Origin of the sequence: Nitrosococcus halophilus Nc 4, from assembly GCF_000024725.1 — a bacterium.
Taxonomy (GTDB): Bacteria; Pseudomonadota; Gammaproteobacteria; order Nitrosococcales; family Nitrosococcaceae; genus Nitrosococcus; species Nitrosococcus halophilus.
Map to the genome: position 1 here is coordinate 2,511,757 of NC_013960.1, position 12,392 is coordinate 2,524,148.

Genomic DNA, 12,392 nt, shown 5'->3' on the forward strand with positions numbered 1-12,392 from the left:
AATGATTAAGCTGCTACGTTGGTGGAGTTTGGTGATGGTCGTTGGATTAGCTGCCTGCGTCACTATCAATATTTATTTTCCTGCAGCCGCGGCAGAAAAGGCGGCGGATAGGATCATCGAGGATGTGTGGGAGCAGGATGCCACCACGCCAGCGGCACCGCCCCCCCCTGCTGAGCAAGAGAGCGCGGCACCCCCCCCACCTTCTGCTTGGAGCCGGTTACTTGATTTTTTGTTGACTCCGGCGGCGGCGGCTGAACCAAATCTGGATATTTCAAGCCCCGCCATTGAACGCCTGACCGCTTCTATGGAGCGGCGCCACCATCAGCTTAGACCTTATTTCCAAAGCGGCGCTATTGGGCTGACTCATGATGGTTTGGTGGCGATACGGGAGGCTCAAGGGATCCCCCTCAAGGACCGAACGAGGGTCAACCAATTGATTGCCGCCGAAAACAATGATCGCAATGCTCTTTATCGAGAGATTGCCCGGGCTAATGGCCATCCTGAGTGGGAAGCCCAACTTCGAGGTACTTTTGCCCGTCGTTGGATCCAAAAGGCACCCCCGGGTTGGTGGTATCAGAATGCCCAAGGGCAATGGGTGCAAAAGCGCTAGCAAGATAATTAATGAACGTTTTTGTTTTTGATATTGAGACCGTTCCGGATGTGGAAGGCGCACGCCGCCTGTATGATTTAGGGGATCTGGATGCGGCTGCTGTGGCCGAAATCATGTTTTCTAAGCGCCGCCAGGAGACGGGGGGGGATTTTCTGCGTTTACATCTGCACCGCATCGTCGCGATTTCTGTAGCACTCCGCTCCCAGGACAGGTTTAAGGTCTGGTCATTGGGTGATTCCTCTTCCCCGGAGGAAGAACTGGTGCAGCGTTTCTTTGATGGCGTTGAAAAATTTGTGCCCACCCTGGTGTCCTGGAATGGGAGCGCTTTTGATCTCCCTGTGATACATTATCGCGCCCTATTCCATGGCATTCCAGGGCCGCGTTATTGGGAAATTGGTGATGAGGACCAAAGTTTTCGTTGGAATAACTATCTCAGCCGCTACCATCAGCGTCACTTAGATCTGATGGATGTGCTCTCTGGCTATCAAAGCCGGGCTGCAGCCCCTTTGGATGAAATTGCCACACTACTCGGTTTTTCCGGTAAGATGGGGATGAGCGGGACGAAGGTGTGGGATTTGTTTCAAAAGGGGGAGCTAGAGGCTATTCGTAACTATTGCGAAACTGATGTCCTGAATACTTATCTTATTTTCTTGCGTTTTGAGCTCATACGAGGACGCCTTGATCCAGCTGCCTATCAGCAGGAATGTCAATTGGTACGAGATGTGATCGGGGCTGAGAGCAAAGCCCATTTCTCGGAATTTTTGCGCCTCTGGAACTAAACCTCCTATAAACTGATGGGTGACCGGAAAACGGTTTCATCCCCTAGGTCTCTGGATTTTTTCTTTTTCCATCTCTGCAATGGTACAGCATCCTAAACGGAAAAGGCTCTCCCAAGAGCCCCAGATTGGCTCCATCGAGGCTTTGACCCATGAAGGTCGCGGTGTCGCCCGCATCGATGGTAAGACGGTTTTCATCGATGGGACTCTACCGGGTGAAAAAGTCCTGTTTCATTATGTGCGTCGGCGCAGTAAATTCGATGAAGGCCGCTTGCTAGAAGTATTGCAGCCGGCACCAACTCGGGTGGAGCCGCGTTGCCGCCACTTTGGAGTCTGTGGTGGTTGTAGCTTGCAACATTTGAGTCCCGGAGCCCAGTTGCAGCTCAAGCAAGAGACCTTAACAGAACAATTTCGCCACTTTGGTGGGGTTGAACCCGAGCAGTGGCTAACCCCTTTGACGGGAACTGATTGGGGATATCGCCGGAAGGCGCGGCTAGGAGTCAAGTTCGTCAAAAAGAAGGATCGTGTCCTCGTCGGTTTTCGGGAAAAAGGGGGACGTTTGATTGCAGCGCTTGAGTGTTGTGAGGTGCTGCACCCGTCGGTTGGATTGCTGTTGCCAGAACTCGGGGAACTTATCGCTTCTTTAAGTTGCTATGATCGTATTCCCCAGATCGAGGTAGCAGTCGGTGATAATGCCACAGGTTTGGTGTTTCGTCATCTAGTGCCCCTGACTACAGCGGATATGGAGCAGCTAGCGGATTTTGGCCGGGCCCATGGTTTGCAGATTTACCTCCAAGGAGGAGGGATAGAGACATTGTGCTTGCTGTGGCCTGAAAGTGCGGAGCTAAGTTACTCCCAGTTCGAGAATCTGGAAATGGTCTTCCTGCCTACCGATTTTATGCAGGTAAACAGGGAGGTGAATAGCAAAATGGTTCAACAGGTTCTGGCGCTACTGGAGCTTAAGTCCCATGATCGAGTGTTAGACCTATTCTGTGGAGTGGGTAACTTTACCCTGCCATTGGCAAGTTCAGGGGCTGAGGTGGTGGGGGTAGAGGGCAGTGCGGGGCTAGTTGCTCGGGCAACGGCTAATGCAAAGCATAATCAGTTGGGAAATGTTAATTTTGAAGTGGCTGATCTCAATGAGCTGGATTGGGTTCGCCATGCTTGGGCTCAAAATGGTTTTTCTAAAGCAGTGTTAGATCCGCCGCGAAGCGGAGCATTGACCGCAGTCCAGCAAATGTCGGCACTGCAGGTGCAACGAATCGTCTATGTTTCCTGTAATCCTGCTACCCTTGCCCGGGATGCGGGGGAATTGGTGAACCGGCAAGGCTATCATTTGCGCTATGCGGGGGTGATGGATATGTTCCCTCATACCCCCCATGTGGAAACCATTGCTCTGTTTGAACAGGCAAGGAAGAACTGAGGAATAGGGTATCCTAGGAGGAAGTGACCAGTACAATATATAGAGGGGGGCAGAGAGCGGCGTAAATGACTCCTGACTAATATCAGATGAACAGAAATATAGCGCAATTCCTCCCTCGACTGAAGTCGTGGGTTTCCTTGCGGAGGATTTATGAGGAATAACATCAAAACCATTACTGGAGATTATGCTACCCGGAATCTACGGGTCGGCATTGCTGCTGCCCGGTTTAATGAATTTATCGTCGCCAGTTTGCTGGAGGGAACCGTAGATACCTTACTGCGACATGGAGTGGCCTCCAAGGATATTGAAATCGTTCGGGTTCCGGGAGCATTTGAGTTGCCGTTGGCAATACAGGCCATGGCTCAGCGAGGTGGATTTGATGCTTTAGTGGCTTTAGGGACGGTCATCCGGGGAGCTACTCCCCATTTTGACTATGTCGCGGGGGAGTGCAGCAAGGGGCTGGGATCGGTTTCGCTGCAGCATGGCTTGCCTATCGGTTTTGGTGTGTTAACTGTGGACACCATTGAGCAGGCCATCGAGCGGGCAGGTACTAAAGCGGGGAACAAGGGGGTGGAGGCCGCACTTTCTGTGATTGAGATGGTCAATGTATTGCGGCAAATTCATAGCTCGAAGGGCGAAATGGTGTGAGTAATAATCGTTCTAAGGCTCGGGCGGCAGCGCTGCAGGGCCTTTACCAGTGGCAGTTGACGGGACAGGATGTGGACACGATCGATGTTGGATTCATCTTCCAAGGCACGCGGGGTATTGATCAAGCTTATTTCCAAGAGTTGCTCCAAGGGGTACCCCAACAGCAACAGGCGTTAGATGAGTGTCTCGGGCCATTTCTGGATCGGCCTATTAACGAAGTGGATCCAGTGGAATGCACTATTTTGAGGATAGGGGCTTTTGAGTTGCTTTTTCGCTCCGATATTCCCTATCGGGTCGTGTTAAACGAAGCCATTGAACTGGCCAAGCGCTTTGGGGCTGAGCATGGTCATCGTTATGTCAATGGCATTCTTGATAAAGTAGCTCGCAAAGTTCGTGCTATTGAATTTCAAGCTCAAGCTTCAAGACGGCGGCTGCAAACCCAGCGGTAGTTTGGGTTGTGTTGTGCGCCTATTTAGATTTTCTGATAGCCTTAGGCTGTGAATGAGTTTGCCCTAATCGAGGAATTCTTTGCCGATTGTACTCGGCAACGGGAAGATGTCATTTTGGCGGTGGGTGACGATTGTGCCCTGTTGACTGTCCCGCCAGGCTATGAACTTGCGGTTTCTATAGATACTTTAGTGGCCGGGGTGCATTTTGCTGCTGAAGTGGATCCAGCGGCCCTAGGGCATAAGGCTCTGGCGGTGGGACTGAGCGATCTGGCGGCTATGGGGGCAGAGCCAGCTTGGGCAACTTTGGCGCTCACTCTCCCAGAAGCCGATAGAGCCTGGTTGGCCCGGTTTGCCCAGGGGTTAAGCGGGCTTGCTGGAAGCTATGGCGTGCAATTGGTAGGGGGGGATACCACTCGGGGGCCGTTGACGGTCACTTTGCAGCTACATGGTTTTGTTCCTCAGGGTAAAGCCTTAAGGCGTGATGGGGCGCGCCCAGGGGATAGAGTCTACGTGACCGGGGCTGTGGGCGATTCTGGGCTTGCTCTTCAGGCACGGTTGGGAGAGCTCCCGTTAACACCGGAAGTTTTGCGCTACGTCGAGCATCGACTGGATTGGCCACAACCCCGGGTCCGTGAGGCCTTGGCTCTGCGTCCTTTGGCTCGTGCGGCCATTGATATTTCAGATGGTCTCGCAGCGGACCTGGGGCATATCCTGGAACGCAGTGGTGTCGGCGCAGTGATTGAAATGGAGTCTTTACCGCTTTCAGAATCTCTTCAGTCCTCTCTTGAGCCCACCCAAGCTTGGAACTTAGCCCTTGCGGCAGGCGATGACTACGAGCTGTGTGTCACCGCACCTGCCGAATCCCATGGCCCAATCCAAGCAGTATTGTCGGCCCTAGGTTGTCCTTGTACCCTGATTGGGACAATTGAGGAGGAGCTAGGCTTACGCTGCCGCCTCCAGGATGGCACTCCATTTATTCCCAAACATCAAGGGTATTGTCACTTTTGATTATGGCTCAAAATATTTCAAAAATTGACTTACGTCACTTATTGGCCAATCCTGTCCATTTTCTTGCTTTTGGCTTTGGTTTTGGCCTTTCCCCTATCGCTCCTGGCACTCTAGGGACTTTACCGGCGTTACCTCTTTATTGGTGGATTCAAGATTGGCCCCTGATGGAGTATCTGTTGTTGGTGTTGGCCTTGTTTCTGGTGGGTGTTTGGGTCTGCCAAGTGACGGCAAGGGATTTGGAGATTAAAGACCCCTCAGGTGTTGTTTGGGATGAATTCGTGGGTTTCTTGGTAACCATGACGGCAGCACCTAGCGGCTGGGGGTGGATACTCGGGGGGTTTATCCTTTTTCGTTTGTTTGACATTTGGAAGCCTTGGCCGATTCGGGTGCTTGACCGTCGACTTTCAGGGGGCTTAGGGATCATGTTGGATGACGTAGTAGCGGGCATTTTTGCCGCCCTGGTGCTGGCGGGTTTCAAGGCATGGATGGGCTAACCTCCCTGCTGTGCTGAACCCATTGATGGCATTCCCCATTTAAATTAGACCCAAATCCAATGGAATTCCATCTAAATGGAAACCGCTTATGGCCCCCTTCTTTCCCGTCTTGGTGTTGTGACCATTTGAGGCTAGCGCTCTAGATAGGTGTGTATGGTGTTCTCTAGCTGTTGTTGCTGTTGCGGGGTTAAAGGTTGATCTTCCTGGTTGCAAATAAAAAAGACATCAACGACTTGGGTTCCTAAGGTAGTGATTTTGGCGTTCACCAGTTGCACCTGGCAGTTAGCTAGGGCTTGGCTAATCCGGGAAAGTAGCCCAGGCCAATTATTGGTGGTCAACTCCATTACGGTGCAGCAATTACGGCAATCCTCGGTAAAAGTTATTCTGGTGGGAAATTTAAATACCTTTAATCTTCGCGGTATAAATCTAGAGCGGTGGGAAGGCACCTGATCAGGTTCGGTTAGCCGGCGGGTAAGGGTCTCTTGGATTTCCCGTAAGCGAAATTCCAGATCGATTTTGGTACTAGCGGCGGTTGCCTCGCGGACAATAAAGCTTTCCAAGACGAAGCCATGACAGGTGGTAATGATCCGGGCATCCAAAACATCCAGGTCCAGTTGGGCCATAGTTCCCGTAGTGACAGTAAAGGTAAGCGCATGGGCTCTGGCGTAGATAAATACTTCCATGGTATCAGCCGTATCAGCCTCCCGATTATGGGGGCGCACTAAAACTCGCGGTGCCCCGTTGGAGGGTTCTGCCTGGTCGAGAGCCTCAATGTGCCAGCAGATCTCATTGGGCGTATGTCGCAGAAAATAGTCTGCATCAATCTGTTTCCAGAGGGCATCAAGCTTTTGTTCAGTCCAACCGTTTTTTAATAATGCTTGCCGTGCCTCGTCTTGAACATCGCGGATCCGTTCGGCTTTATCGATGGGGTGTTCCAACCCCCGCCGCAATGCTTGGTGAGTGGCCGTGTAAAGTTTGCTCAGAAGGGCGTCTTTCCAGCTATTCCAAAGGTTGGGGTTGGTCGCCCGGATATCCGCCACCGTCAATAAATAAAGGTAGTTCAAGTGCATCTCATCGCTGACTTTAATAGCGAATTCGCGTACCACTTCCGGATCGTTAATATCCTGCCGTTGAGCTGTCATGGACATTAGCAGGTGATGACTCACTAGCCAGGCGACGAAGCGGGAATCGTAGTGGCTGAGGCCGTGGTGGAGGCAAAATTCTAAGGCATCCTTGGCTCCAAGCTCACTGTGATCGCCGCCACGCCCCTTGGCAATGTCATGGAAGAGACCGGCTAAATAGAGCAGTTTAGGTTTAGAAATCCGTTGAAATACTTCTGAACACAAGGGAAATTCATGGGCATATTGGGGGAGGGCAAAGCGTCGCAGATTACGGATGAGGAACAACGTGTGCTCATCAACCGTATATGCATGAAACATGTCATATTGCATTTGCCCAACAATTTTACCGAAGGCAGGAAGATAGGCTCCGAGCACGCCATATTTGTTCATGCGCCGGAGCTCGTGAGTGATGCCCCGGGGTTGGCGAATAATCTCCATAAACAGGTTGCGGTTAGACGAATCCGCCCGAAAGTTATCGTCAATCAGATAGCAATGTTCTCGGATAAGGCGGACGGTGGAAGCCCGTACCCCTTTTAATTCAGGGTGTCGTTGGAGCAAGAGGAAAACTTCCAGCAGAGCAGAAGGAGTGTGTTTGAATACTTGGGGGTCAGTGACCTCTAGAAATTTATTGCGAATCTGAAAGCGTTTATTAATAGGGCGAATATCCACTTTCTCATTCACCAACAGAATCTCTTCCTCGAACAACTGCAACAGCATTTCGTTGAGACGCCCTATGTTCCCAGCGGTTCGGTAATAATCTTTCATGAGCTGCTCGACTGCCAAGTGTGGGCCTTGAGCGCGGTAACCAAGTTGTTTGGCAAGCGCGATTTGATAGTCGAATAAGAGGCGATCTTCCTTGCGCCCCGTCAAAGTGTGCAGACCATAGCGAAGTTGCCAAAAAAAGTCTTGGCTTTCTAACAGTTCTTTTCGCTCTAAGGGGGTCAAAAACCCATGTTGGAGAAGGCTATCAAAGGACCACGTATTGAAATAGCGCTTCGATACCCACTGGATCATCTGAATATCGCGCAGCCCACCAGGACCTTCCTTGATATTGGGCTCAAGGTTATAGGCGGTATCATGATATCTATGGTGGCGCGTGGCCTGTTCGGCCCGCTTGGCGAGAAAAAACTGGCGGCTGCCCCACATTTGCTCTGGAGCGATAGCCACCTGCAAGCGCTTGAATAGGTGTTCGGGTCCAAAGAGCAAGCGAGCTTCCATCAAGCTAGTAATAAATACAAGATCCTTGCGAGCGGCTTCCTGGCACTCCTCCACCGTGCGCACGCTATGCCCCACTTCCAAGCCGATATCCCATAATAAAGAAATAAAGTGGCCGATGGCCTCTTGTAAAACAGAGTCGGTTTCGTCCGCCAGTAGCAGGAGGATATCAATGTCGGAATAGGGGTGCAGCGTACCTCTTCCATAACCTCCGACAGCAATTAAAGCGACCTGCTCAGCGCATTTTTTGGTATGAAGTCGGCAAGCCTGGATGAGAATTTGATCCACCAGCCAAGCATGGAGCGGGAGTAGCTCAGTGGCGGGAATCCCCACCAGAAAGCGTTGTTTAAGCGTTTCGATGCCGTCTTTAAGGAAAGAACGGAGTAGGGGTAAGGGATTCTCGCTGGTATCAACCCAATCAGCAAAAGCGCCGGGATCGAATAAGGCGTCAGGTTGGCTGCAATTTCCCGTGAGATTTGGCACGCTGAGGAATCGAGTTGGCTGGCCTAGAGGTTATCTCCAGGTCTGACCGTAAGCACCTCGAAACCATCATCGGTGACCAATATCGTATGTTCCCATTGGGCTGAGGGGCTGTGATCTTTAGTGACGACTGTCCACTTATCCGGTAGGAGTTTTACATGGCGTTTACCCGCATTGACCATCGGTTCAATGGTAAAGGTCATGCCAGGTTCCAACCTAAGCTTGGTGCCAGGGGTACCATAGTGGAGTACTTGAGGATCTTCATGGAAAGCACGGCCAATACCATGCCCGCAAAATTCCCGCACAATAGAGAAATTATTAGCCTCGGCATGGGCTTGGATGGCATGACCAATATCTCCTAAATGGATGCCCGGCTTTACCATCTCGATGCCAATGCACATACATTCATAACTGACTTGGGATACTCGCTTGCCAATGATGCTAGGTTCCCCGACGAAGAACATTTTGCTGGTATCACCATGGTAGCCGTCCTTGATCACAGTGATATCGATATTAACGATATCCCCTTTTTTTAGCCGCTTTTTGTTGGGAATGCCATGGCAGACGACGTGGTTGACTGAAGTACAAATGGATTTTGGAAAGCCATGATAGTTGAGAGGAGCGGGAATAGCTTTTTGTACGTTAACAATATAATCATGGCAGAGGGCATCCAACTCCTCGGTGGTGACTCCAGGTTTCACGTGAGGGTGGATCATATGGAGGACATCGGCGGCAAGACGGCCGGCGACCCGCATTTTTTCAATTTCCTCTGAAGTTTTGATAGTGACTGGCATAGGGTTTTAATGCTATGTAATTTTTAAGAAAATTTAGTTTCCTAGACTTTAGACAGAGGCCAAAGGATAGGGTTCTGCCATTGTCCCAGTAGGGTACTTTATGGTATAAATCCGGCGCTTTTAAAGCAAATGAAATCACACGCATATCGGCACATGTATCGGGGTGCCTCGGGTTTAGGTCGATATATGGGATATGCGGAGGAATAACCCCAACACAATTGAGGTAAATGCCATGGCGAATGTGACGATGCGCCAAATGCTAGAGGCCGGGGTCCATTTTGGTCACCAGGCCCGTTATTGGAATCCGAAGATGGCACCCTATATCTTCGGTAAACGCAATAACATCCACATTATCAACTTAGAAGAAACTCTGCCATTATATAACGAAGCGACCAACTTTCTTGGCCGATTAGCCGCAAATAAGGGTACGGTTTTATTTGTGGGCACCAAGCGGGCGGCTCAGGAGGCCATTCATGAGGAAGCGGAGCGTTGCGGCATGCCTTACGTTAACCGCCGCTGGTTGGGAGGTATGCTAACCAATTTTCAGACGGTGCGACGGTCTATCAAACGTCTCCATGATTTAGAGGCCATGATCCAGGACGGTAGCTTGGAACGTCTCAAAAAGCGAGAGGCGTTAACAGTGCGACGAGAGCGGGACAAGCTTGAGAATAGCCTCGGTGGCATTAAAAATATGACGCATCTTCCTGATGCGTTATTTATTATTGATGTAGAGCATGAGCGAATTGCGGTGGATGAGGCAGCTAAGCTCGGTATTCCGGTAGTCGCGGTAGTCGATACCAACAGTAGCCCAAAGAAGGTGGACTACATCATCCCTGGTAATGATGATTCAATCCGTGCTCTCCGTCTCTATGCTCGTGGTATTGCGGATGCGATTGTTGAGGCACGGGCCACCGCTGCCGCGACGAGTGCCAGTAAAGCCGGCAAAGATGAGTTTGTGGAGATGGAAGAGGCCAGCGAGGGAGGAACAGCCCCAGAATCACTGGGGGGGGAAGCGGCCACAGCAGACACTGGTAGTAGTTAGTCACAAATAATTTAGAGTTAAGTTGGTTTGATAAGAAGGGGGCAAGGCCCTGGCTTTATAGTTGTCCTTGCGTCCGATTCAGCCCCGATTACCGCAGAGGAATGGAATAATGGCAATCACAGCGGCACAGGTCAAGGAACTGCGTGAGCGTACTGGTTCCGGAATGATGGAATGCAAAAAAGCCCTGGTGGAAACTGGTGGCGATATCGAAGCTGCCATAGAATGGATGCGTAAGCAAGGATTAGCTAAAGCTGATAAGAAGGCGGGGCGAGTAGCCTCCGAAGGAATTATTGTTACCGCCATTGGCGATGACGCCCGCAAGGCAGCAATGGTGGAAATTAATTCAGAAACGGACTTTGTCGCTAAGAACGAGGATTTTCGCCAATTTGCCGCGGATGTGGCACAAAAAGTGTTAGTTTCTAATCCTGCAGCCTTAGACGATCTCCTTGCCATGGCTTTGGATGATAGTGGCGAGAGCATCAATGAGAAACGTCAAGCTCTGATAGCCAAGATTGGTGAAAATATCAATGTGCGTCGTTTCACCTTTATGGAGGCAGAAAACGGACGTATTGGTTGTTATGTCCACGGTACTCGGATTGGCGTGTTGGTTGCTGTAGAGGGAGGAGATGAGGCCTTAGCCAAAGATCTTGCCATGCATATTGCAGCAAGTAAGCCTCAGGCCATTACGCCGAAAGATATTTCAGCAGAGGCGTTGAATAAAGAGCGCGACATTTTGATCGCTCAAGCCAAGGATAGCGGCAAGCCACCTGAGATCATAGAGAAAATGGTTGAAGGGCGTTTGCAAAAGTTTTTAAGCGAGATCACCTTGTTGGGTCAGCCCTTTGTCAAGGATCCAGATATTAAGGTAGAGAAATTGCTTAAAAACGCGGGTGCTAGTGTTTGCCGCTTCGTCCGCTTTGAAGTAGGGGAGGGGATTGAGAAAAAAGTAGAGAATTTTGCTGAAGAGGTAAGGTTACAGGCCCGGGGAGATTGATCAGGTGCCATTGGAGGGTATAGAACCCAAGTATCGGCGTATCTTGCTTAAGTTTAGCGGAGAAGCGCTAATGGGTGAGGCCAACTACGGTATCGATCCTAAGCTAGTCCAGCAAATTGCTCAAGAGCTGCAGGAATTAAACCGCATCGGCATCGAAATCGGTTTGGTTATTGGTGGCGGCAATATTTTCCGTGGTGCTGGATTAGCCGCTGCGGGCATGGATCGGGTCACCGCAGATCATATGGGGATGTTGGCGACGGTGATGAATGCCCTCGCCTTACAAGATGCCTTGGAAAGGTTAGGGGTCTTCTGCCGGGTGATGTCTGCTATTCGGATCAATGAGGTCTGTGAGGATTATTTACGTCGCCGTGCTATCCGTCACCTTGAAAAAGGGCGTTTAGTCATTTTCGCTGCGGGGACGGGCAATCCCTTTTTTACTACTGATACCGCTGCTAGTCTTCGTGCTATCGAGATCGGGGCGGATTTGCTCATTAAAGCGACCAAGGTGGATGGCGTATATTCAGCTGATCCCATGGTGGACCCTAACGCACAGTTTTTCCCCCGCTTGAGCTATGACCAGGTTATAGCACGCAACCTTGCAGTCATGGATGCGACCGCTATTATAATGTGTCGAGATCATTCTCTGCCATTGCGTGTCTTTGACATGCATAAGGTGGGATCTCTAACGCATATTATCAAGGGCGAAGACGTGGGAACACTGGTTTCCAGAGAGTAACAGCAATGATTGATGAGATCTGTGCAGATGCTGCCCAACGCATGCAAAAAAGTCTTGAGGCTTTGAAACAGGCTTTTGCTAAGTTGCGGGCAAATCGGGCTCATACGAGTCTTCTTGATCACATTACCGTCTCCTATTACGGGACGAATGTTCCCCTGAATCAGGTTGCCAATGTCGCTGTGGAAGATGCTCGAACTTTGGCGGTGACGCCTTGGGAAAAGCAAATGGTCCCGGCCATTGAAAAAGCCATTAGGAATTCTGAATTAGGGCTTAATCCGGTCACGGCGGGGATGGTTATCCGGATACCGCTACCCCCTCTGACCGAAGAGCGGCGACGGGAAATGGTCCGTGTTGTCAGGCAAGAGGCGGAAGCTGCCCGGGTGGCTGTGCGTAATATCCGGCGTGACAGCAATCAGACCATCAAGGAATTGGTTAAGGAGAAAGAAATTAGCGAGGATGATCAACACCGTGCTGAGGAGGCTATCCAAAAAATCACTGATAGCAATATTGCTAAAGTCGATGAAATTTTAGCAGCGAAAGAGCGAGATCTCATGGAAGTTTGATACTCTTTAATAGGCCCCCTCTTGTGGGCAAAACGCTAG

General features: G+C 50.6%; 13 protein-coding genes. 11 read left to right on the forward strand and 2 right to left on the reverse strand.

The genetic code is table 11. The features are described from left to right. Position 1 precedes the first annotated feature (1 nt). From NHAL_RS11910 to NHAL_RS11940, 7 genes are all read left to right on the forward strand, one after another. Positions 2 to 610, forward strand: coding sequence for a YdbL family probable chaperone protein (locus tag NHAL_RS11910; RefSeq protein ID WP_013033391.1), 609 nt, complete (start codon positions 2 to 4; stop codon positions 608 to 610). An 11-nt stretch (positions 611 to 621) separates the two neighbouring features. After that, positions 622 to 1,389 carry a 3'-5' exonuclease gene (locus NHAL_RS11915; protein WP_013033392.1) on the forward strand — a complete coding sequence of 256 codons (768 nt, stop codon included), beginning with the start codon at positions 622 to 624 and terminating at the stop codon, positions 1,387 to 1,389. 79 nt (positions 1,390 to 1,468) lie between these two features. Continuing rightward, positions 1,469 to 2,809: a 23S rRNA (uracil(1939)-C(5))-methyltransferase RlmD gene (gene rlmD, locus NHAL_RS11920; RefSeq protein WP_013033393.1), complete on the forward strand. Its 1,341-nt coding sequence runs from the start codon at positions 1,469 to 1,471 to the stop codon at positions 2,807 to 2,809. A gap of 150 nt (positions 2,810 to 2,959) precedes the next feature. Beyond that, positions 2,960 to 3,457 (forward strand): 6,7-dimethyl-8-ribityllumazine synthase, encoded by a 498-nt coding sequence (gene ribH / locus NHAL_RS11925; protein ID WP_013033394.1) that lies wholly within the window; start codon positions 2,960 to 2,962, stop codon positions 3,455 to 3,457. Next, positions 3,454 to 3,906, forward strand: coding sequence for a transcription antitermination factor NusB (gene nusB / locus NHAL_RS11930; RefSeq protein ID WP_013033395.1), 453 nt, complete (start codon positions 3,454 to 3,456; stop codon positions 3,904 to 3,906). Before ribH ends, nusB begins: the two co-directional genes overlap by 4 nt. Positions 3,907 to 3,954: 48 nt before the next feature. Next, positions 3,955 to 4,914 (forward strand): thiamine-phosphate kinase, encoded by a 960-nt coding sequence (gene thiL, locus NHAL_RS11935; RefSeq protein ID WP_013033396.1) that lies wholly within the window; start codon positions 3,955 to 3,957, stop codon positions 4,912 to 4,914. Positions 4,915 to 4,916: 2 nt separating this feature from the next. Further along, entirely contained in the window at positions 4,917 to 5,408 is a 492-nt protein-coding gene (locus NHAL_RS11940) for a phosphatidylglycerophosphatase A family protein (protein ID WP_013033397.1), read from the forward strand. 131 nt (positions 5,409 to 5,539) lie between these two features. On the opposite strand, the gene glnD is transcribed toward NHAL_RS11940, so the two are convergent. After that, entirely contained in the window at positions 5,540 to 8,227 is a 2,688-nt protein-coding gene (glnD, locus tag NHAL_RS11945; protein WP_013033398.1) for a [protein-PII] uridylyltransferase, read from the reverse strand. A gap of 23 nt (positions 8,228 to 8,250) precedes the next feature. Continuing rightward, a complete protein-coding gene (gene map / locus NHAL_RS11950; RefSeq protein WP_013033399.1) occupies positions 8,251 to 9,018 on the reverse strand; it encodes a type I methionyl aminopeptidase in 768 nt (255 codons plus the stop codon). A 232-nt stretch (positions 9,019 to 9,250) separates the two neighbouring features. Between map and rpsB the strand changes: the two genes are divergently transcribed. The 4 genes from rpsB to frr all read left to right on the forward strand — a co-directional run bounded on the left by rpsB (position 9,251) and on the right by frr (position 12,353). Then, positions 9,251 to 10,060 carry a 30S ribosomal protein S2 gene (rpsB, locus tag NHAL_RS11955; RefSeq protein ID WP_013033400.1) on the forward strand — a complete coding sequence of 270 codons (810 nt, stop codon included), beginning with the start codon at positions 9,251 to 9,253 and terminating at the stop codon, positions 10,058 to 10,060. Positions 10,061 to 10,169: 109 nt separating this feature from the next. After that, a complete protein-coding gene (gene tsf / locus NHAL_RS11960) occupies positions 10,170 to 11,054 on the forward strand; it encodes a translation elongation factor Ts (protein ID WP_013033401.1) in 885 nt (294 codons plus the stop codon). A gap of 4 nt (positions 11,055 to 11,058) precedes the next feature. Beyond that, positions 11,059 to 11,790, forward strand: a complete 732-nt coding sequence (pyrH, locus tag NHAL_RS11965) for a UMP kinase (protein ID WP_013033402.1) — start codon at positions 11,059 to 11,061, stop codon at positions 11,788 to 11,790. Between the two features lie 5 nt (positions 11,791 to 11,795). Next, positions 11,796 to 12,353 (forward strand): ribosome recycling factor, encoded by a 558-nt coding sequence (frr, locus tag NHAL_RS11970; RefSeq protein WP_013033403.1) that lies wholly within the window; start codon positions 11,796 to 11,798, stop codon positions 12,351 to 12,353. Positions 12,354 to 12,392: the final 39 nt, after the last annotated feature.